This is a genomic window from Erythrobacter litoralis HTCC2594 (genome assembly GCF_000013005.1).
Lineage (GTDB): Bacteria > Pseudomonadota > Alphaproteobacteria > Sphingomonadales > Sphingomonadaceae > Parerythrobacter > Parerythrobacter litoralis_A.
In genome coordinates this window covers 2,040,862-2,062,302 of record NC_007722.1, presented here as the reverse complement: position 1 = coordinate 2,062,302, position 21,441 = coordinate 2,040,862, and the positions used below count along the sequence as shown (strand labels likewise).

18 protein-coding genes, 2 tRNA genes and 1 riboswitch are annotated in these 21,441 nt (G+C 63.8%); of the genes, 18 read left to right on the top strand and 2 right to left on the bottom strand.

Annotation, left to right across the window (positions count from 1 at the left end; genetic code table 11):
• The first annotated feature begins 85 nt into the window (after nt 1-85).
• A complete protein-coding gene (locus tag EL2594_RS10025) occupies nt 86-898 on the top strand; it encodes a crotonase/enoyl-CoA hydratase family protein (protein WP_011414948.1) in 813 nt (270 codons plus the stop codon).
• Nucleotides 899-910: 12 nt separating this feature from the next.
• Here the strand turns inward: EL2594_RS10025 and EL2594_RS10020 are convergent, their stop codons facing one another.
• On the bottom strand, nt 911-1,687 hold the full coding sequence (locus EL2594_RS10020; RefSeq protein WP_011414947.1) for an acyl-CoA thioesterase: 777 nt from the start codon (nt 1,685-1,687) through the stop codon (nt 911-913).
• A gap of 147 nt (nt 1,688-1,834) precedes the next feature.
• On the opposite strand from EL2594_RS10020, the gene EL2594_RS10015 reads away from it, so the two are divergent.
• The 8 genes from EL2594_RS10015 (at nt 1,835) to EL2594_RS09980 (ending at nt 9,302) form a co-directional block, all read left to right on the top strand.
• Nucleotides 1,835-1,908: transfer RNA gene (locus EL2594_RS10015), tRNA-Cys, on the top strand.
• 53 nt (nt 1,909-1,961) lie between these two features.
• Nucleotides 1,962-2,037 (top strand) — tRNA-Thr (locus EL2594_RS10010).
• A gap of 109 nt (nt 2,038-2,146) precedes the next feature.
• Complete coding sequence (locus EL2594_RS10005) at nt 2,147-2,692, top strand: DUF4402 domain-containing protein (RefSeq protein WP_081432308.1); 546 nt, start codon at nt 2,147-2,149, stop codon at nt 2,690-2,692.
• Between the two features lie 12 nt (nt 2,693-2,704).
• A complete protein-coding gene (locus EL2594_RS10000) occupies nt 2,705-3,262 on the top strand; it encodes a DUF4402 domain-containing protein (protein ID WP_011414945.1) in 558 nt (185 codons plus the stop codon).
• Nucleotides 3,263-3,473: 211 nt separating this feature from the next.
• Nucleotides 3,474-3,968, top strand: coding sequence for a DUF4402 domain-containing protein (locus EL2594_RS09995; RefSeq protein ID WP_011414944.1), 495 nt, complete (start codon nt 3,474-3,476; stop codon nt 3,966-3,968).
• 70 nt (nt 3,969-4,038) lie between these two features.
• Nucleotides 4,039-4,560 carry a DUF4402 domain-containing protein gene (locus EL2594_RS09990; protein ID WP_011414943.1) on the top strand — a complete coding sequence of 174 codons (522 nt, stop codon included), beginning with the start codon at nt 4,039-4,041 and terminating at the stop codon, nt 4,558-4,560.
• Between the two features lie 60 nt (nt 4,561-4,620).
• A complete protein-coding gene (locus EL2594_RS09985; protein WP_011414942.1) occupies nt 4,621-5,541 on the top strand; it encodes a hypothetical protein in 921 nt (306 codons plus the stop codon).
• A 158-nt stretch (nt 5,542-5,699) separates the two neighbouring features.
• Nucleotides 5,700-9,302: a hypothetical protein gene (locus tag EL2594_RS09980; RefSeq protein WP_155806033.1), complete on the top strand. Its 3,603-nt coding sequence runs from the start codon at nt 5,700-5,702 to the stop codon at nt 9,300-9,302.
• 6 nt (nt 9,303-9,308) lie between these two features.
• Here EL2594_RS09980 and EL2594_RS09975 read toward each other — a convergent pair whose 3' ends face one another.
• On the bottom strand, nt 9,309-10,331 hold the full coding sequence (locus tag EL2594_RS09975) for an aldo/keto reductase (RefSeq protein ID WP_011414940.1): 1,023 nt from the start codon (nt 10,329-10,331) through the stop codon (nt 9,309-9,311).
• 105 nt (nt 10,332-10,436) lie between these two features.
• On the opposite strand from EL2594_RS09975, the gene EL2594_RS09970 reads away from it, so the two are divergent.
• The 9 genes from EL2594_RS09970 to gcvPB all read left to right on the top strand — a co-directional run bounded on the left by EL2594_RS09970 (nt 10,437) and on the right by gcvPB (nt 21,440).
• The gene (locus EL2594_RS09970) at nt 10,437-11,417 is read left to right on the top strand and encodes an ArsR/SmtB family transcription factor (protein WP_041685971.1); all 981 of its coding nucleotides are present in this window, start codon (nt 10,437-10,439) and stop codon (nt 11,415-11,417) included.
• Nucleotides 11,414-12,352, top strand: coding sequence for a methylenetetrahydrofolate reductase [NAD(P)H] (metF, locus tag EL2594_RS09965; protein WP_011414938.1), 939 nt, complete (start codon nt 11,414-11,416; stop codon nt 12,350-12,352). Before EL2594_RS09970 ends, metF begins: the two co-directional genes overlap by 4 nt.
• Nucleotides 12,349-13,395 carry a homocysteine S-methyltransferase family protein gene (locus EL2594_RS09960; protein ID WP_011414937.1) on the top strand — a complete coding sequence of 349 codons (1,047 nt, stop codon included), beginning with the start codon at nt 12,349-12,351 and terminating at the stop codon, nt 13,393-13,395. The genes metF and EL2594_RS09960 overlap by 4 nt, the downstream gene beginning before the upstream one ends.
• On the top strand, nt 13,392-13,919 hold the full coding sequence (locus EL2594_RS09955) for a GNAT family N-acetyltransferase (protein ID WP_011414936.1): 528 nt from the start codon (nt 13,392-13,394) through the stop codon (nt 13,917-13,919). The genes EL2594_RS09960 and EL2594_RS09955 overlap by 4 nt, the downstream gene beginning before the upstream one ends.
• Nucleotides 13,916-16,543: a methionine synthase gene (gene metH / locus EL2594_RS09950; RefSeq protein ID WP_011414935.1), complete on the top strand. Its 2,628-nt coding sequence runs from the start codon at nt 13,916-13,918 to the stop codon at nt 16,541-16,543. The genes EL2594_RS09955 and metH overlap by 4 nt, the downstream gene beginning before the upstream one ends.
• 57 nt (nt 16,544-16,600) lie before the next feature.
• Nucleotides 16,601-16,692: riboswitch (glycine riboswitch) on the top strand.
• 149 nt (nt 16,693-16,841) lie between these two features.
• On the top strand, nt 16,842-17,981 hold the full coding sequence (gcvT, locus tag EL2594_RS09945) for a glycine cleavage system aminomethyltransferase GcvT (protein ID WP_011414934.1): 1,140 nt from the start codon (nt 16,842-16,844) through the stop codon (nt 17,979-17,981).
• Nucleotides 17,982-17,986: 5 nt separating this feature from the next.
• Nucleotides 17,987-18,358 carry a glycine cleavage system protein GcvH gene (gcvH, locus tag EL2594_RS09940; protein ID WP_011414933.1) on the top strand — a complete coding sequence of 124 codons (372 nt, stop codon included), beginning with the start codon at nt 17,987-17,989 and terminating at the stop codon, nt 18,356-18,358.
• 92 nt (nt 18,359-18,450) lie between these two features.
• Entirely contained in the window at nt 18,451-19,812 is a 1,362-nt protein-coding gene (gene gcvPA, locus EL2594_RS09935; RefSeq protein ID WP_011414932.1) for an aminomethyl-transferring glycine dehydrogenase subunit GcvPA, read from the top strand.
• Nucleotides 19,809-21,440 (top strand): aminomethyl-transferring glycine dehydrogenase subunit GcvPB, encoded by a 1,632-nt coding sequence (gene gcvPB / locus EL2594_RS09930; RefSeq protein ID WP_011414931.1) that lies wholly within the window; start codon nt 19,809-19,811, stop codon nt 21,438-21,440. The genes gcvPA and gcvPB overlap by 4 nt, the downstream gene beginning before the upstream one ends.
• Nucleotide 21,441 lies beyond the last annotated feature (1 nt).

Sequence of the window (21,441 nt, the reverse complement as noted above, 5' to 3'; positions counted from 1 at the left end):
CTGTCCAGCCCCGACCTTTGACGGGGCTGGACAGGCCTCTTTCAATCGGCGACGATCCTGCCAACGATTTTGCAGGAGTCAAAGGATGGAATTCCCCACCAACGATCGCGTGTCGATCACGCTGGAAGACGATGGCGTCGCGCAGGTCCGCTTCGTGCGCGCGGATAAAATGAACGCGCTCGACCATGAGATGTTCGAGACGATGATCGCCGCTGCCGAGGCACTGCAGGCCGAACCCCGGGTGCGGGCGGTCGTCCTTTCGGGGGAAGGGAAGGCCTTCTGTGCCGGCCTCGACCTGTCCAATTTCAGCAATCCCACCGGCTCGGGCAGCGGCAAGCTGGCGGACCGGACGCACGGCGATTCCAACCGCGCGCAGCAGGTCGCGACACAATGGCGCAAGCTCAAGGTGCCGGTGATCGCTGCCGTTCACGGCGTGTGCTTCGGCGGCGGGCTGCAGATCGCCAGCGGCGCCGATATCCGTGTCGTTCATCCGGCGACGCGCATGGCGATCATGGAGATGAAGTGGGGGCTGGTCCCCGACATGGGCGGCTACGTGCTGTGGCGCGGCCTGGTTCGCGATGATGTATTGCGCGAGCTGATCTTCACCAATCGGGAATTCACCGGTGCCGAAGCGCAGGCACTCGGCCTCGCAACCCATGTCGATGAGGATCCGCACGCCAGAGCGACCGAGCTCGCTCGCGTGATCGCCGATCGCAATCCGCACGCCATGCAGGCGTCCAAGCGCATCGCCAACAAGATGTACGACATGACCGGCTCCGAACTGCTCATCGAAGAGAGCGTCGAGCAGGATCAGATCATTCGTCAGCCCAACCAGGTCGAGGCTGTGATGGCCGGCATGCAGAAGCGCAAGGCAGCCTACGCCGACGTCGAAGGATAGGTCGCGCCGCCGTCAGCCGAAGACGGCAACGGATTGCAATCCGTCCATCACCTGCACGCCGTCGGCATTCCAGAGCCGTAGCCGCTCGCTCGAATAGCCTGCACCGGCATGCTGGCTGGCGGTCTCGCCGAGCCACCAGCCGTCGCGCGTGCCGAGTTCCGCATCGAGAATATTGAACGACCAGTTGATCGAGCTGATCGGGCCCTGGCGCTGCATCGCGCGCATGGCGCCCGGGGGCAGCGTATCGCCCACCAGGATCAGCTCCGATACGCGATCGAGCTCGCCCCGATCGGTCAGCCTGAACCAGCGCCGGACGATCGGTTCGCCGGGGCCTTGCGTTTCCTGCGCGCGGCGAATGTCGAAATTGTTGACGATGAAAGGCGGGCCCTTGTCGGTCATCGCGGAATCGTTCTCTTCCGGTGCGCCGGGCCAGGGATCGGCCTTGGCAGCGGCATGTACGGCGTTGGCCTCGCGACCGGTTCCGAACAGCCAGAATGCGGTGAGCGCGACCTTGCCTTCGACCAGCAGTTCGCTGCGCACCTGCGCGACGTTGCGACCCTGTCGGACCATTGCGGCCCGCGTCTCCACGTCCTTTCCGACCGGCGCGACAAATCCGATCTGCGCTGCGCGCAAGGGCGGGAGATCGGGGAAAGCGCGCACCGCGGCGGTGTAGGCGACAAGCGCCGAGGCTCCGCCAAAGAGCGTGCGGCCCTGCAGCCATTTGTCGGCTGGAAGAGTGACAGCGCCACCTTCGGACGTGATCGGCGCACGAAGATCGGAAACGGACATGGGCACGGCTCATAGTAGATCGATTGCAAAGCGCCACCCTCTTGCTTGTGGCCGCGGTCGCATCGTCACAATGCGATTGAATTGCCGCCAAGGACTCGCTAGAGGCCCGCTTCCCCCGCGAGGCGAAGCTTTCACCTGGCGAGGGATGGCCCGATGGCGGAGTGGTGACGCAGAGGACTGCAAATCCTTGTACGCCGGTTCGATTCCGGCTCGGGCCTCCATCCTTCCCGCAAGGATGGCCGAATATAGGGCGCCCACCACTGCGCCCCTGAGTGCCGCTTTAGCTCAGTTGGTAGAGCACATCATTCGTAATGATGGGGTCAGCAGTTCGAGTCTGCTAAGCGGCACCATTTCCCGTTGCTCAAGCCCATCGTAACCAGTCGGTTCACCATTGTCCCGGTGTTGAACATTGGGTTTGTCCGGTATGCATCGGGCGCGGGATTGGGCATAGTGCCTGGCATGTGTCGCGTTTTCCGCATTTGGGCCATGATTGCCGCAGGTCTCGCCATTGCCGTGGCGCCGACGCCCGCCTCGGCGGACCCTTCCACGCTGCGTATCCTGCCGGTTTCCGAACTGCGCTTCGGATCGTTTGCCGTTCCTTCGACCGGTTCGGTGACGGTAGGGCCCACCGGCAGCGTAACCCGGAGCGGGGTTTTCTCGATCACCAGCGGCGATACGTCACCCGCCCGGTTCATTCTTCGCTATGATCGGGGAAACAACAGCCGGCGCACGCTCGATCTCAGGATCCAGCTCACGATCGCAGCGCCGGGTAGCGTCGTACTGGGCGGCATCACGGCGCGGCTTTCCAATTTACAGACCGACCTGCCCGGCTACGCCGTGGTCCAACCGAACCAGATCATCGAGGTGCAAATTCCGAACTGCCGCACGCGCGTATGCGAGACCTCATTCAATCTTGGCGGGCAACTCGATATCCGGCGCGATTACGGCGGGGCGCTGGTCGCGATCCCGATCCCGGTCGATGCCGTCCTGGTCTCGGTACGCTGAACAGTGCTTGCCATGAAATCCCTGTCGCGATCGCTGGCCTTGGCATGGCTCGCCGGGGCTGCGACTTGTGCGGGCGCGGCACATGCGCAACCGACAAGCGCGGGCGCAACCGCCACCGGGCAGGCGAGCGTGCAGATAGTCAGACCGCTCACGGTTCGGGCAATCAACGATCTCGATTTCGGATGCATCGTGGCGAGCGGTGCGGGCACCGTGTCGGTCGATGCCGCAAGCGGCGGCACTCTGTATTCGGGCGGTGCGAGGGCTGCCTCCTCCGGTGGCTCCTGCTCGGGCAGTGCGGCCAGTTTCAATGTCGAAGGCGAGCAAGGCCGCGAATACCGATTCTCTATCGAGCGACGGACAGTTGCGCGGCTCGACAGTGACGCCAGCGTAACTTTGCCGGTTTCCGACTTGCAGGGCCGGAGCAACAATCTGCCGGCTGCGGACGGAGCCGGGCAACTGGATGCGGACGGACGCGATCTGTTGCGGGTCGGAGGCACGCTGGAAGTGCCCGAAGGCGCTCCGCCAGGCCGCTATTCGGCCCGGATCGTGGTTACTTTGGCGTATAACTGAGTCTATTCGGCCCTCGCACCGAATCCTCATAAACCTTTCAAATTTTGAGAAAATTCGCCGAGTTCGCAGGCAAGATTTTCCTTAAGGGCGATTGCGGCAGTAAAGGTTTATTTACACCTAGGTACTATCCCCGATGTCGAGCGGGAACGCCGCTTGGTGCGCATCGACCAGTGCGCGCCACCGAGGACCATTTCACTTTAGGATTTGCAAAATGAAAAAAATTGCACTCGTGGCCGCACTTGCAGCCTTCTCCGTTCCGGCCGTTGCTGCACCGGGCGACACCGACAACGCAACGGGTACCGCCACCGCTGAAATCGTGGCTCCGATCTCCATTACGCACGACGCTGGCGCTTCGCTGTCGTTCGGCACCCTGACGGCAGGCAATGGCGGCACGATCGCCGTTTCGCCCGCTGGCACCGCGGGTACGCCGACCGGTGAAGTCCGCCTGCTGGCCGGCTCGACCGTTTCAGCCGACGGCTTCTCCGTGAGCGGTGAAGATGGCCGTTCCTACTCGATCACCGTTGGTGGTGGCACCGTTACTTCGGGTACCAACAACATGAGCTTCACGACTTCGGCTTCGAAAGCTTCGGGCTCGCTCACCGGCGGTTCGGACACTTTCTCTGTCGGCGGTACTCTGACCGTCGGCGCCAACCAGGCGGTCGGTTCGTACAGCGGTTCGTACACCGCAACCGTAACTTACAACTAAGGTACGGCTCGTGAATCGCGGGGTGGGCCCAGCAGCTCACCCCGCGTTCGCGGTTTAAGGCGCATTAACCATGCCCTTCAAGACTTTCCTCCTGCCCCTTTCGGCCCTGACGGTCCTGGTCGCGATGGCTCCTGCCGCGCAGGCTGCACCCGGTGACACGCATTCCATTGGCGGAACGGCGCAAGTCCGTATTGTTGGTCCGACACAGATCGCGCCGCTGCAGGATTTGCGCTTCGGCTCGATGATGCAGCCGGTGGCTGACGGGACCGTGATCGTTGCGCCCGACGGAACTGTAAGCGGAACCGCTGACACAACGACTTTCCCAGGTAATCGCGGCCCCGCGCATTTTCTCGTGCGCGGCGAAAATCGCCGCTTCTTTCTGACCCGGCTGCCCGATACGGCGACCATCGGTAACGGCACATCGACCATGCTGGTGGATGATTTCACTGGCAATTTCCGCAACGGGCGGATGGCGCGTTTCGACAACAACGGCGACTACAATCTCTACATCGGTGCGACGCTCAATATGACCGCCAATCAGGAACCCGGATATTATTCGGGGACATTCGAGATCTCCATCGTTTACCAATGAATCCGGCCTGACCTATAGCCTAAGCTAAGGGTAATTACGGGTCAGGAAAGGTCCGCATCCATGCGACTTTCAATCAATGATTTCATGCGGTTGGCCTCTGCCGCCGCGTTGTGTCTCGCCACGCCTGCAACCGCGCAATCCGCGCCTGCCGAGAAACCTTCGCAGCCCGAGCCTCCCGAAGGCTCGGTCGGCGGGCTGGGCGACGTCAATCTGTTTCCGAAGCGGATCGTGATCGAAGGGCGCCGCCAGATCGCGCAGATCGGCCTCTACAACAAGACCGTCAACGAAGGCGATTACGAGATCAAGTTTATCGACATGGCGATGTCGCCCGAAGGCAACCTCGTCCAGTTCGAGAACGGGGCGACGGCAGAGCAGAAGGCAGCGGTTTCGACCGCGAGCCAGTTCCTGCGTTATTCACCGCGCCGGGTGGCCCTGCGTGGCGGCGAGTCTCAGCTTATACGGGTCATGGCCCGCGCACCCGCCGATATCCCCGATGGCGAGTACCGTTCGCACTTCCTCGTCACCTCGGTCCCCGATGTCAGCGGCGGCCTGTCGATCGAAGATGCGGTGACCGGTCAGGCTGCCGACGGTATCGGCGTCGTGATCCGCCCGCGCTTCGGGATCTCGATTCCCGTAATCGTCCGGATCGGCCAGACTACGCTCGATGTCGGTATGACCAACCCCGCCTTACTCGTGGACGCGCAGGGCAACCAAGCCATCGGCATTACTCTGACGCGCTCGGGCACCCGGTCCGCCTTCGGCGATATCGTGGTGGAAGCCAGTGGCCGCAGCGAGCCTGTCGCGTTGCTGCGCGGGATCGGGATCTATCCCGAGGTCGACCAGCGCAAGGTCGTGATCCCGGTCGAACCGGGCGAAGACGGCCCGGTCATCACGCCCGGCATGCAATTGCGCGTGACCTATGTGGATGACGATTTCGAGCCGGGCGCCGAACTCGCTGAGCTGACCTTTACCGTGCAGTGACACGGCGACGCGGAATCCGTGGGTGGCGGGCGGCCTGGCTCGGCACGGCTGCTCTCGGGTTCGGCTGTTCGCAAGGGGCCGACGGGCCTGTCGCGAGCGGGGTCTCTAGCGCCTCCTCCGGCGCCGATCCTCCTACGAGGCAGCAGCCGACCAAGGCATTGTTTCCACGCGATCTCGGTTCGTCCGACTGGGTGCGGGCGGCGTGGCGCCCGCCTGAAAGGCCAAGCGCCTGGGCGGTGCCGATCATCGGCGCTGGAGCCGCCGCGCAAGATCCGGCGAATACGACTGAGATCGCGCTCGCATCATCGTCCGGCAAGACGTCGGGGCTGCAACCCGCTCCACGCGCCGCCTCGCCCGATAAGGAGATCGTGGCGTCCTCGCCCGAAACGACGCGCCAGCGCGCCTCCGATCCCGACCTCGTGGCGCTCTACCTGGAGGCAAACCGCGCTTCGCTGCCGCATTTGACCGCCGCCGATTTTGCAACGGACGGCATTCCGGCGTCTTCTGACGCCAGCACGCCGGTCAGGACAGCCACGGCGGAGGATGCCAAGGCGCGGCCCCAGCTTCTTGCAGTTTCCGAACCGATCCCGAGCGACGGTTCGAAGCGGGTGGAGCGCAAAGCTGAGCCTGATCCCGCACCTGTAACAGCCGCTGGTCCGCCGAAGGTTGCCGAACCCGAAGAACCGGCTGAGAGCAAAGAGCTTCCTGTCCAAGCACCGTCACCGCGTGTTGCCGAAACCGGTGCGCCCGAGGCAGCGTCTGGTCCGTCCAACCAACCCAACACGGCTCGGCGTTCGATTGCGGTGCGGGCAGGGGAAGGCGCAGCGACCGAAGCAGACGGCGACCCCGGCGCGGCTCCCGAGACGACGCGCGATCGTCAGTCCGCTGCCGGCCCCAGTGTCGCAGCGGCGATCCCCGAAAGGCCGCCGCAAACGGCGATGGTTTCGCTTGCGGTTCCGCGTCCCCCGACGCAGATACCGGCGCCCGCCAACGATGAGGGACTATCTGCGCAATCGCCTCCACCGAGCGCGGCAGCGCCGGAAGTGGCCGCTGCGATCCCTCAACAGCGCCTGCGAACGACACTGGGGCTGCCTGGCACCGGGGACGCGGCAGGCGAGCAGACCGCCCTGATGCAATCGCGCTCGCTCGATACCGATGTCTCGGCGGAATCCCCCATCTTCAGCTATCAGGACGAGCTGATCCTGGAAGTGCAGGTGAAGGGCTCCGACGGCTCCGATGCGATCATCGCCTATGGCACACAGCAGGGCATCTACCTGCCACTCGGCACGCTCGTCCGCATTCTCGATCTGGCGGTGCGGATCAGCGATGGCGGGCGCTATGCCTTCGGCTGGGTCCTGCGCGAGGATCGGGTCCTCGGCATCGACCTGCGCCAGAATATCCTCACATGGGAAGGCGAGGAACGCCCGATCGGGCCCGCCTTCGCGGTGGCTTTCGAAGACGAGATGTATCTGCGCGCGGAAGACCTCGCGCGGTTCATCCCCGTCAAGATTCGCACCGATCTGCGCTCTCAAGCCGTGCTGGTCGAGACGCTGGAGAAGTTTCCTTTCCAGGAGCGGGCCGAGCGCGAGCGCAACCGCGCGCGTCTTGCCGGCGGCGTTGCCGCGCCGATGGAAGAATGGCCGCGCGTCACCACGCCTTATCTTCCCGCCAGCATCCCGTCGGCCGATGTCGAATTGCGCGCCGTCTCGGACTCCACCCGTGGCGAGCGCTTGGAGGGTGATCTGCTGCTCGGGGGCGACCTTGCCTTCCTGACCGCACAGGGCTTCTTCTCGGCCGATACGCGCGATGGCCTGGTTTCCTCGCTGGTCGAACTGGGTCGCCGCGATCCCGATGGTGCCTTGCTCGGCCCCCTGCAGGCGACGGAATTCGCGCTGGGCGATGTCTCGAACCCCGCCATGCCGCTGGGCCTCAGAAGCGTTGCCGGCCGCGGGTTTTCCGTCACCAATGCCCCGCTGGAACTCGTCTCCGCCTTCGACCGGATCGACCTGCGCGGCGTCTTGCAGGATGGCTACGAAGTCGAGCTCTATCGCAACGACATCCTTGTCGGATCGACCGCCGACCGGGTCAACGGGCGCTACGAGTTCCTGCAGGTGCCAGTCGATTTCGGGCTGAATGTCTTCCGGCTGGTGTTCTACGGGCCACAGGGCCAGCGCTACGAGGAAGTCCGCAGCCTGTCGGTGGGCGACGGTCGGCTTTCGAAGGGCCAGGTCGTCTATCGTGTCGGCGCCGTCCAGAAGGACCAGAACCTGCTCGGCGTGCGCGATCCGCAATTTATCCCGCCGACCGACTTCGGCGATTGGCGGGCCGTGGCGGAGGTCGGCTACGGCATCAGCTCTTCGCTTACAGGCGTGATCAGTGGAGCCTCGTACCAGAATGGCGCCGACGATCGCTGGACCGCGACGGCGGGCTTGCGCAGCGGCATCGGGCGCTTTGCTCTGCGAGGCGATGTCGCTGCGGCCGATGGCGGAGCCTACGCCTTCAGCGGCGGCATCGGCGGCCAGCTCGGCCGCTCCGCCTTCACGCTGACCCACGTCGAATATTCCGGCCCCTTCCGCGACGAGACACGCACTGCCAATATCGGATTTCTCGACCGCGCGACCGAGCTTGACGTCAACACCGGCATCGTCATCGGCAATGACGTGAGCGGTCTCAACATACCGATCACTGCGCGGCTTCGCCATTTTGAGTTCGCCAGTGGGCGCAAGCAATCGTCGGCGTCGGTCCGGGCATCGACCCGCATCCCCGGTGCGCTGGTGTCCAACACCTTCGAATACGTCCGCACGTCGGGGCCCGGTTTCAACGCATTTTCCCAGCTCGTCGGCAATTTCGATCTGGCGACGTTCGGGCGTAGCAAGACCCGGGCTAGGGCGTCGCTGGCCTATTCGCTGGTGCCCGATCTCGATATTCTCTCGGCCTCGGTCGACGTCGATCACCGGATCGACGACCGGATGGCGGTAAGCGGCTCGCTCGGCTACGTCTTCGGTTCGCGCTCGACTTCGGTCTCGGCGTCCGTCCGCCGCGATTTCGACCGCTTCAGTCTGTCGCTCGACGGCAATTACGCTTTCGATACGAAAGCGCACGCGGTCGGCTTGCGGTTGGGACTGAGCTTCGGGCGCGACCCGATCACCGGGCGTTTTTTCACCAGTCGCGAAAGCCTTGCCGGGAGCGGTACCGCCTCGATCCGGGCCTTCCGCGATCTGGATGCCGACGGTGTTTACGGACCGAAGGACGAGCCCATGCCGGAGATCGGCTTCGCCGCGTTCAACTCCACCGCCAGCACCGACACGGATGGCGTCGCCCGCTTGCGCGGTCTGGGCAACGGGCGCCCGGTCAGTGTGCGGATCGACGAAGGGACGCTGCCCGACATAACACTCGCTACCACCCAGCCGGGTGTGGAGATCGTGCCCAGGGCCGGGCGTATCCAGCAGATCGATGTCCCGATCGTCGAGATGAGCGAAGTCGAAGGCACGGTCACCATCGCTCAAGGTGGCAAGCAGCGCTCGGTCTCCGGCGTCCGCCTCTTGCTCAAGGACAGCGAGGGCCAAACGGCCGCCTCGGCCAAGTCCGAAGTCGACGGATATTACTTCTTCGAGCGGGTCCTACCGGGCAACTACAGCGTGGCGCTCGATGCCGGACAAGCGAGGCGGCTGGGGATTTGCTTCGCGCAGGACTACGAAATTACCGTCGAGGAGCAAGGCTCGGTCGTGGTCGAGGACCTTACTGTCGCGCCGTGCGACTGAGGTCCATCAGCCGCGAACCGATACCTTCAATTCCGGTACCGGCATGTCGAACATACCCATAACGGGATGTGGGACATAGGGCGCTTCGAGCTGCCTGATTTCCTCCTCGCTCAACTGCAATTCGACCGCAGCCACGGCATCTTCGATATGCTTTGGCTTGGTCGCACCGACGATCGGACTGGTCACGCCCGGCTTCTGCAGCACCCACGCCAGCGCAACCTGCGCCATCGGCACGCCGCGCGCCTTGGCGATGGCCTCGACCGCGCCGATGACCTCATTGTCAGCGTCCTCGGTCCGCGAATAGAGAGCCGGGATCAAGCGGTCGGTCTCCGCCCGCTTGGTTCCGCCTTCGCTAGCGGGCCGCGTTAGCTTGCCGCGCGCGAGCGGACTCCACGGCGTCACCGCGATCCCCGCATCGCGGCACAGCGGCAGCATTTCGCGCTCTTCCTCGCGATAGAGCAGGTTCACGTAATTCTGCATCGAGACGAATTTCTTGAACCCGCCGCGCTCGGCGATGTGGAGCATCTTCTGGAATTGCCAGGCATTCATGCTGGACGCGCCGACATAGCGCACCTTGCCGCTGCGCACGATCATGTCGAGCGTCTCGACGATCTCTTCCATCGGGGTCAGCGGGTCGAGCCGGTGGATCTGGTAAAGGTCGATGTAATCGGTGCCGAGCCGGCGCAGGCTGTCGTCGACCGCGTGGATCAGCGCCTTGGCCGACAGGCCGCCGGCATTGGGCGCTTGCCGCCAACGGAAGAAACCCTTGGTGGCAATCACGACCTCGTCGCGCCGCGCCATTTCGGTGAGGAGCTTGCCGGTAATCTCTTCGCTTGTCCCGCCCGAATAGGCATTGGCGGTATCGAAGAAGTTGATGCCCGCTTCCAGCGCCTGGCGAAAGAACGGGCGCGATTCTTCTTCGCTCAGCGTCCAGTCGTGGCCTTCGGCCGCCGCATCGCCGAAGCTCATACACCCAAGGCACAGCCGCGAAACGGTGAGGCCGGTATTGCCGAACTGGGCGTATTGCATGCTTTTCTCTCCTCGATCTGCGCCGGCGCGTAACATTGCTTCGCTTTGGGCGTAAGCAGAGAAACTCACTTGCCGATATAACGATGTCTTTATATGTGGGCGGAGATGTTGATCGAAGCGACCATGCGCGCGTTGGCGGACCAGACGAGGCTGCGGATATTGCAGTTGCTCGGGACGATGGAACTCGCCGTCGGCGAACTGGCGCAGGTTTTGGGGCAGAGCCAGCCCCGGGTCTCGCGGCATATCGCCATCCTGTGTGATGCCGGGCTGGCCCAGCGGCGGCGCGAGGGCAGTTGGGTATTCCTGCGTTCGATGCTGAGCGAAGACGAGATGCGGCAGAGCGTCGCCGCGGTTCTCGTGCGAGCCGAGGCTGCCGACCCGGAATTTGCCAGCGCCTGCGAAGCCGATCGTCGCCGCCTCGCCGCGATCCGCAAGAACCGCGAAGCTGGCGCTGAGAACTATTTCGCCGAACACGCCGAGGAATGGGACCGGATGCGCCGGATGCACAGTCCGGATGATGCGGTCGAGAAAGCGCTGGTGGCAGCGCTCGAAGGTCATGCGCTCGGGCGATTGCTCGATATCGGCACCGGAACCGGCCGCATGGCCGAGCTGTTCACGCAAAACGCCGAACATATTGTCGCGCTCGACAAGAGCCTGGAGATGCTGCGGGTCGCGCGGGCCAAGCTGCAGCACCTGCCGACCGACAGGATCGAGCTGGTACAAGGCGATTTCCAGGCGCTTCCCTTCGCCGATTCTGCTTTCGATACCGTGCTGTTTCACCAGGTGCTGCACTTCGCGCACGATCCGGCGCGGGCCTTGGCTGAGGCAGCACGTGTCATCCGGCCCAAGGGCCGCATTGCCATCGTCGATTTCGCCGCCCACACGCATGAGGAGTTGCGCGAGCAGTTCCAGCATGCCCGGCTCGGTTTCGCCGATGCGCAGATGCGCGAGTTGCTTGGCAATGCTGGCTTTACCCCGGCCAAGCCAATTGCGCTCGACGGCGATGAGTTGGTCGTGAAGGTCTGGCTTGGCACCCGTATCGCCAATCCTCACGTCACCCCCTCGTACGAAAAGACACCCGCATGACCGCCGCGCCGCCCCCGCTCGACCCGCAGCACGAAGCGCAAACGGCGCACGATAGCCCTCTGTTCTCCGGGCTGCCCGGCGACATCGAAACGAGCTTCGAATTCTTCCCGCCGAAGACCGACAAGATGAGCGAAACGCTCTGGCGTAGCGTCGAGACGCTCAAGCCGCTCGGCCCGCGCTTCGCATCGGTGACCTATGGCGCTGGCGGCTCGACGCGCAGCCGCACACACAAACAGGTCGTACGGATACAGAGCGAGGCGGGCATACCCGCTGCTGCGCATCTCACCTGCGTACAGGCAACGCGCGAGGAAGTAGACGAGGTCGCACGGCACTATTGGGACGAGGGCATTCGCCACATCGTTGCGCTGCGCGGCGATCCGCCCGACGGAGCGGCGCATTATACGCCGCATCCCGGCGGCTATGCCAATGCGGCCGATTTGATCACGGGATTGAAGAAGGTCGCCGATTTCGAGATTTCCGTCGCCGCTTATCCGGAGGTGCATCCGGACTCGCCCGACCGGCAGGCCGATATCGCCAACCTCAAGACCAAGTTCGATGCCGGGGCGACCCGCGCGATCACGCAATTCTTCTTCGATCCGGAATGTTTCTTCCGCTTCCGCGACGAAGCGGCGGCGGCAGGCATCCATGGCGAGATCGTGCCGGGGATTATGCCGGTGCTGAGCTTCGCGGCAGTCCAGCGTATGTCGACCCTGTGCGGCACCGCCATTCCCGACTGGATGGCTGGCCTGTTCGACGGGCTCGATGATCGGCCCGAAGCGCGCCAGCTGGTCAGCGCCACGATTGCCGCCGAATTGTGCCGCAGGCTCTATGCGGGCGGCGTGCGGCAATTCCACTTTTACACGCTCAACCGCGCCGAATTGAGTTACGCGATCTGTCACATGCTCGGCCTGCGCCCCAAGGGAGCCACAGCATGAGCGCGCTGGCGAAACTCCGCGAGGCGGCGGCGGCGAACATCCTGATCAAGGATGGGCCCTATGGCACCGAGATCCAGCGCGCGAAGCTCGCCGCAGAGGACTATGCAGGCGACACCGGGCTGGTGCAGGACCAGAAGGGCAATAACGACCTCGTCAACCTCACCCAGCCGCAGGTGATCCGCACCATTTGCGACAGCTATATCGCGGCCGGGGCGACCGTGCTCGCCACCAACACCTTCAACGCCAACCGGATCAGCCAGGCCGATTACGGCGCCGAAGGGCTGGTGCATGATATTAACGCGTCGGCTGCGCGGATCATTCGCGAGGCCTGCGACGATGCGACAGCGAAAGACGGCATCCCGCGCTTCGTATGCGGTGCCATGGGTCCGACCAACAAGACGCTCTCGCTCAGCCCCGATGTCGAGGACCCCGGTTTCCGCGAAGTCACCTTCGATGAGATCGTCGACGTCTATCGCGAGCAGGCGGCGGCCTTGCTGGAAGGCGGGGCCGAGTTCATCCTGATCGAAACGGTATTCGACACGCTCAACTGCAAGGCCGCGATCATGGCGGTGAAGCAGCTCGAGCGCGAGCGCGGCGAGGAGATCCCGCTGATGATCTCGCTGACGCTGACGGACCTGTCCGGGCGCAATCTGTCGGGTCATACCGTCGAGGCATTCTGGAACACGGTGCGGCATGCGAAGCCCGCCACGATCGGCCTCAATTGCAGCTTCGGTGCCGAGCAATTGCGCCCGCATGTGCAGATCCTGTCGAACATCGCCGATACGCTGCTGATGGCCTATCCCAACGCAGGCCTGCCCAACGATCTTGGCGAATATGACGAAATGCCCGAAACGACGGCCTCGCTGCTCAAGGTCTGGGCCGAGAACGGGCGCGCGAACATTCTTGGTGGCTGCTGCGGTTCGACACCGGAACACATCGCGGCAATCGCCCAAACAGTGAAGGGCGTCGAACCCCGGCAGGTCCCAGACGCGGTGTCGGAGATGCGACTGGCCGGGCTTGAGCCTTTCTCGGTGGCGGCATGACGGTTGGCATCGTTGACCAGGTCGCGATCCGCGAAGCATCGCCGGGCGATGCCGGTCGCCTGTCGCTGGTCGCCAGTGCGACTTTCCTCGAAACCTTCGCCGGCATGATCGATGGCGATGCGCTGGTGAAACATTGCGAGACGCAGCACGCGCCGGACTATCTGCGCGCATATCTGCAGGACGACGCACGCGGCTGGCTGGCTGAACTTGATGCTGCGCCAGTCGGCTATGCCTTGCTGACCCAACCCGAATTGGAGGCAGCGCGCCAGGGCGATATCGAACTCAAAAAGATCTACGTCCTGTCGCGCTTTCACGGCTCGGGCGTCGCCCAGCTCCTGCTCGATGCAGCCATCGCTGGTTCCCAAGGGCACGAGCGCCTGCTGCTCGGGGTGAAGGACGACAACGCCCGCGCCATCGCGTTCTACGCCAAGCAAGGCTTCCGCCAGATCGGCACCCGTCGTTTCGATGTCGGCGGCAAGCATTACGACGATGTCGTCCTCGCGCGCGATCTGGTGACGGCATGAGCGATCGCAATACCGCCCGCTTCGTCAATATCGGCGAGCGCACCAATGTGACCGGGTCGGCCCGGTTCAAGAAGCTCATCATGGCGGACGATTACGCGACCGCCGTCGACGTCGCGCGCCAGCAGGTCGAGAACGGCGCGCAGGTGATCGACGTCAACATGGACGAGGGCCTGCTCGACGCGGTTCACGCCATGACCACCTTCCTCAAGCTGATTGCCGCCGAACCCGATATCGCCCGGGTGCCGGTGATGATCGACAGTTCCAAATGGGATGTCATCGAGGCGGGCCTGAAATGCGTCTCCGGCAAGCCGATCGTCAATTCGATCAGCATGAAGGAAGGCGAGGAGGAGTTTCTCGATCACGCGCGCAAATGCATGGACTATGGCGCGGCTGCGGTCGTCATGGCCTTCGACGAGACCGGCCAGGCGGACACCAAGCAGCGCAAGGTCGAGATCTGCACCCGCGCTTATAACCTGCTGACAAGCATCGGCTTTCCGCCCGAAGACATCATTTTCGACCCCAATATCTTCGCTGTGGCGACCGGCATCGAAGAGCATGATCGCTACGGGCTGGACTTCATCGAGGCCGTTTCCGAGATTAAGGCGGCGTGTCCGCATGCCAAGACCAGCGGCGGACTGTCCAACCTGTCCTTCAGTTTCCGCGGAAACGAAACCGTGCGCCGCGCGATGCACTCGGTGTTCCTCTATCACGCGATTCCCGCCGGGCTCGACATGGCCATCGTCAACGCCGGCCAGCTCGATATCTACGACGATATCGAACCTGCATTGCGCGAGGCGTGCGAGGATGTGATCCTTTGTCTTCGGCCCGATGCGACCGAGCGGCTGATCGATCTGGCGGAAAGCTACAAGGGCAGGTCCGTCGCCGACGAAAAGGCGGCCGAGGAATGGCGCGGCTGGGCGGTCGAGAAACGGCTCGAACACGCGCTGGTCAAGGGCATCGACGCGCATGTTGTCGACGATACCGAGGAAATGCGTGCGCTCACCTCAGAGCAGGGCGGTCGCCCGATCGAAGTCATCGAAGGCCCTTTGATGGACGGCATGAATGTCGTCGGCGACCTGTTCGGCAGCGGCAAGATGTTCCTGCCTCAGGTCGTGAAGTCCGCGCGCGTGATGAAGAAGGCGGTCGCACACCTCATCCCGTTTATCGAGGCGGAGAAAGACCTGCTGCCCGAGGCCGAGCGCAAGGCCAAGGGCAAGGTCATCATGGCAACCGTCAAGGGCGATGTTCACGATATCGGCAAGAACATCGTCGGCGTCGTCCTGCAGTGCAACGGATACGACGTGGTCGATATGGGCGTGATGGTCCCGTGGCAGGACATTCTCAAATCCGCGAACGACAACAAGGCCGACATGATTGGCCTGTCCGGCCTTATCACCCCTTCGCTGGACGAGATGGTGAGCGTGGCCGAGGAGATGCAGCGCGCGGGAATGACCATGCCGCTGCTGATCGGTGGCGCGACCACCAGCAAGGTTCACACCGCGCTCAAGATCGATCCCGCCTATGAGGGCCCTGTCATTCACGTGCTCGACGCGAGCCGCGCCGTCGGTGTCGCCAGTCGGCTGCTGTCCGACACCCAGCGCGACGAATTCGTCGAGACGACCGCCAGCGATTACCAGCACGTCCGCGATGTGCGCGAAGGGAAGGGGCAGAGCGCGCTCTTCACCATCGAGGAGGCACGGGCGAATTTCTACGACGCCTATCTCAGCGACAAGCCTGCGCCGCCGCTCCAGCCGGGAGTGCATGCTTTCGACGAATGGTCTCTCGCCGACCTTCGGGAGTATATCGACTGGACGCCGTTCTTCCGCGCTTGGGAACTGCACGGCACCTATCCGCGCATACTCGACGACGAAGTGGTGGGCGAAACTGCACGCAGCCTGTTCGCGGATGCGCAGCAGATGCTGGACCATATCGTCGAGGAGAATTGGCTGACGGCGAAGGGCGTGGCCGGGCTCTGGCCATGCGCCCGTGACGGCGACGATGTGACGATCCACCTTGCCGAGGAGGAAGAGCATGTCCTGCTCCCCTTCCTGCGCCAACAGGTGAAGAAGAGCCGCGACCGGGCGAATTTCTGCCTCGCCGATTTCATCGATCCCGCCGGCGACTGGATTGGCGGATTCGCGGTCGGCATCCACGGGATCGAACCGCATAGCGCGCGCTTCCAGGCCGACAAGGACGATTACTCGGACATCCTGCTCAAGGCGCTGGCCGATCGCTTCGCCGAGGCCTTTGCCGAGCGCCTGCACCAGCATACCCGCACCGATTTGTGGGGGTATGCACCGAACGAGCAGCTCACCAACGAGGCGCTGATCAAGGAGCAGTATCGCGGCATTCGCCCGGCGCCAGGCTATCCGGCGTGCCCCGATCATTCGCTCAAGCCGATCCTGTTCGACCTGCTCGACGCCGAGAAGAACGTTGGCCTGACTTTGACCGAAAGCTTCGCGATGTATCCGACAGCGGCTGTCAGCGGCTTCTACTTCGGGCATCCCGAAAGCCAATATTTCGGCGTCGCCAGGATCGGCCGCGACCAGCTGGAAGATTACGCGCAGCGTCGCGGTGTGGATATCGCGACTGCCGAACGGTGGCTGAGGCCCAATCTCGATTGACCGGCCCCGCCGTTTCGCGCATGCAGCATCCGTCTTTCGGCGGGAGCGATTCTGCCGGACGGACCAGCGGGAGAGTTCGCGCTTCGCGGCGCGACGCCGAAGGAGCAACCGCCCCGGAATCTCTCAGGCCCACGGACCGCTGGACCGGCTGACACTCTGGAAAGCGCAGCGGCTTTTGCGGCCAATGCCACCGAAGGGGGAAGTGCGGATCACCCGGCCCGCACGATGCTCTCAGGTTTCCCGACAGAGGGGGCGGAACAGCGCTTCACTTCGAAGCGTTGCTGTGCCGGGGAATTTGATGAGCGATACCGACACCCAGGATTTGGCCAAGCTGCCGCTCGATGCATGGCATCGCGCGCAGGGCGCCCGCATGGTGCCGTTCGCCGGCTACGAAATGCCGATCCAGTATACCGGCCCGTCCGGCGGCATCGTCGCGGAGCATAATTGGACGCGCGAAAGTGCCAGCCTGTTCGATGTCAGCCACATGGGCCAGCTGGTCATCAGCGGCGAAGGCGCGACCGAGGCGCTCGAGGCGCTCGTTCCCGGCAAGCTGTCGTCGCTGAAACCCGGCAATATCCGCTACACGCTGCTGCTGAACGAAGACGGCGGAATTCTCGACGACCTGATGGTCACCAACATGTCGCGCGAGGATGTCGAAGAGTTCTACCTCGTCGTGAACGGAGCGACCAAGTGGGACGATATCGCCCACCTTCGCGAACACCTGCCCGACGAAATCACGATGAACCATCTCGATGGGCGCGGCCTTGTGGCGCTGCAGGGGCCGAAGGCTGCCGAAGCGCTCGAGACGGTCTTTCCGGGCGTCGCGGAGCGGCTCGTTTTCATGCAGGGCACGGGCTTCGAGTGGAGGGGCGACATGATCGGCGTCGCGCGCTGCGGCTATACCGGCGAGGACGGCTTCGAGATCAATATCTCGGCCAGCCATATCGAACAGCTGGCCGAAGCGCTGGTGGCCGACGATCGGGTCAGGCCTGCCGGGCTCGGCGCACGCGACAGCTTGCGTTTGGAGGCAGGCCTGCCGCTCTACGGCCACGATCTCACGGTCGAGACCGATCCCGTCAGCGCCGACCTGACTTTTGCCCTCACCAAGTCGCGCCGCGAGACCGGCGGGTGGATGGGCCACGGACGCATAGCGCAAGCGCTTATGAGCGGTCCCGAAACCAAGCGCGTCGGCCTGAAGATCGAAGGCCGTATGCCTGCCCGCGAAGGTGCCTTGGTCTATATCGGCGATGCCGAAATCGGCCGCGTTACCAGTGGCGGCTTCTCGCCCACACTCGGCTATCCGATCGCCATGGCCTATATCGCACGAGAGCAGGCCATCGAAGGCACCGAGGTCGAAATCGAAGTTCGCAACAAGCGTCTGCCCGCGACCGTCGTGCCGATGCCGTTCGTACCCCACCGCTACTATCGAGGGAAATAGAGAGCATGGCCCGTTACTTTACCGATGAACATGAATGGATCGATCTCGAAGGCGACCTCGCGACGGTCGGCATCACCGATTACGCGCAGGAGCAGCTGGGCGATATCGTCTTCGTCGAGCTGCCCGAGGTCGGCAGTAATGTCGACAAGGGGGGGGAAGCGGCGGTCGTAGAGAGCGTCAAGGCCGCGAGCGACGTCTACGCGCCGATCACCGGCGAGGTGATGGAAGCCAATGCCGCGCTGGAAGAAGACCCCGCGCTGGTGAACACCTCGCCGGAGGAGGAAGGCTGGTTTTTCCGCATGACCGTCGCCGACAAATCCGAACTCGATGGGCTGATGGACGCGAAAGCCTACAAGGCATTCTGCGACGAACTTTAACCGTTATCCCAGCGCAAGCTGGGATATCTGTCCGCCTTATCGGACATCACTGCAACAGATCCCAGCGTCCGCTGGGATGACGAGATGGCACCATGCGTTACCTACCCCTGACCGATACCGATCGCAGCGAGATGCTCAGCGTCGTCGGCGCGTCCTCAATCGACGACCTGTTCGTGGACGTGCCCAAAGAGGCGCGGCTCGACGGGCCGATCCGCGATCTGCCGATGCATGCCAGCGAAATGGCGGTCGAAAAGCACATGCGGGCGCGGGCGGCGAAAAATCTCGTCGCAGGTGACGTGCCGTTTTTCCTCGGGGCCGGGGCCTATCGCCACCACGTGCCGGCCAGCGTCGACCACATCATCCAGCGCGGTGAATTCCTGACCGCCTACACGCCCTACCAGCCGGAAATCGCGCAGGGCACGCTGCAGATGCTGTTCGAATTCCAGACGCAGGTCGCCAAGCTCTATGGCTGCGAAGTCGCCAATGCCTCGATGTACGATGGCTCGACCGCATGCTGGGAGGCGATCAGCATGGCCAGCCGCGTAACCAAGCGGAACCGCGCGGTGCTGTCGGGCGCGCTCCACCCGCATTATTCCGAAGTCGCCAAGACCATGGCGAAATATCTCGGCCTCGAAATCGCCGACGCGCAGCCCGCCATCCAGGCGGCACCGGACAATGCCGGCCTAACCTCGCGGATCGACGAGAACACCTCCTGCGTCGTCGTGCAGTATCCCGATATTCTCGGCCGCATTGCCGACCTCACCGAAATCGCCGAAGCGGCCCATGCCAAGGGCGCGCTGTTGATCGTCGTCAACACCGAGCCGGTGGCGCTTGGCGCGATAAAGTCGCCGGGAGAGATGGGCGCGGATATCGTAGTGGGGGAAGGCCAGTCACTCGGGGTCGGCCTGCAATTCGGAGGGCCTTATCTCGGCCTCTTCGCGGTGCGCGACAAGAAGCACGTGCGCCAGATGCCGGGCCGCCTGTGCGGCGAGACCGTCGATGCCGAGGGCAAACGTGGCTTCGTCCTGACGCTCTCGACCCGCGAGCAACATATCCGCCGCGAGAAAGCGACCTCCAATATCTGCACCAACAGCGGCCTGTGCGCGCTTGCCTTCAGTGTCCATATGACCTTGCTCGGCGAGGTCGGATTGCGACGGCTGGCGGCTGAGAACCACCGGTTGGCCTGCTTGACGGCGGACCGGCTGGCAAAAGTGCCGGGCGTCACTGTGCTCAACGATACGTTCTTCAACGAATTCACGATCCAGGTCGGGCAGGATGCGCGTGAAATTGTGCGCACCCTCGCCGACAAGGGCGTGCTCGCAGGCGTCTCGCTCGGGCGGCTCTATCCCGATGTCGAGCGGCTGTCCGATGCGCTCATCGTCGCAACGACCGAAACCACGAGCGAGGACGACATCGAAGCCCTCGGCTCCGCTCTCGAGGAGGTGCTGGCATGAACGCGCCGAACGCATCGGGCTGGAAGCCCGCCATGGTCCCCGCAGGCGAAGATGGCCTCCATAACGGTCCGGCCACCACCACCGGCAACCGCGCTCTGATGCTGGAGGAACCGCTGTTGTTCGAGATCGGTCATGCCGAAACGACCGGCGTCGACCTGCCGGAGAATTCAGGCGAAAGTTCGTCACGCCTCGGTGGGTTGGATCGATCCGAGCCTATCGGCCTCGTCGGCCTGACCGAACCGGAAACGGTGCGCCATTACACGCGCCTCAGCAGGCAAAACTACGGCATCGACCTCGGGCTCTTCCCGCTCGGCAGCTGTACGATGAAACACAATCCGCGCCTCAACGAGAAGGTCGCGCGGATGCCGGGATTTGCCGATATCCATCCGCTGCAACCCGTGGCCACGGTGCGCGGCGCGCTGGAAGTCATCAACGAACTGGCATTCTGGCTGATCGACCTCACCGGCATGCACGGCGTGGCGATGAGCCCCAAGGCGGGCGCGCATGGCGAACTGTGTGGCATATTGTGCATCCGCGCCGCGCTGGAGGCGCGCGGGGACGCGCGCGAAGTGATCCTGGTGCCCGAAAGCGCGCATGGCACCAATCCGGCGACCGCCGCCTTTGCCGGCTACAAGGTCGAGGATATCCCGGCGACGCCGGAGGGCCGTGTGGACCTCGACGCGTTGAAAAAGCGCCTTGGACCCGACGTGGCCGGGGTGATGATCACCAATCCCAATACGTGCGGGCTGTTCGAACGCGACATGAAGGCGATTTCGGATGCGGTCCACGAAGCGGGCGGCTTCGTCTATTGCGACGGCGCGAACTTCAACGCCATCGTCGGCAAGGTGCGGCCGGGCGATCTCGGCGTCGATGCCATGCACATCAACCTGCACAAGACGTTCTCCACTCCGCATGGCGGCGGCGGACCGGGCAGCGGGCCCGTGGTGCTCAGCGAAGCCCTCTCGCCCTTCGGGCCCTTGCCCTACACCGCCCGCACCAAAGACGGCGTGGTGCATCTCATCGAAGAAGAAGATGCCGAGAGATTTTCGCAGGAACATTTCGACGGGCGGATGCAGCATTTCGGGCGCATGACCGCGTTCCACGGACAGATGGGCATGTTCACCCGCGCGCTCAGCTACATCCTCAGCCATGGGGCCGACGGGTTGAAGCAGGTCGCGGAAGACGCGGTCCTCAATGCCAATTACGTGCTGCGTAGCCTCGAAGACGTGCTCGACGCGCCCTTCGGCAAGTCGGGGCCGTGCATGCACGAAGCGCTCTTTAGCGATAGAGGCTTTACGGGCGACCTTTCCACACTCGATCTTGCCAAAGGTCTGATCGACGAAGGCTATCACCCGATGACGGTGTACTTCCCGCTCGTGGTGCACGGCGCAATGCTGGTCGAGCCGACCGAGACCGAAAGCAAGGCCGCGCTCGACCAGTTCATCACAGCTTTTCGCTCGGTCGCCGAGCGGGCCAAGGCGGGCGATGAGAGCTTGAAGGAAGCACCCTACTACGCCCCGCGCAGGCGTCTCGACGAAACGCAGGCCGCGCGCAAGCCGATGCTGGCGTGGCAGGGGGAGACCGCGCCGGCGGGTAAGCCGACGATGACGGAACAGGGCGGGAGCTAAC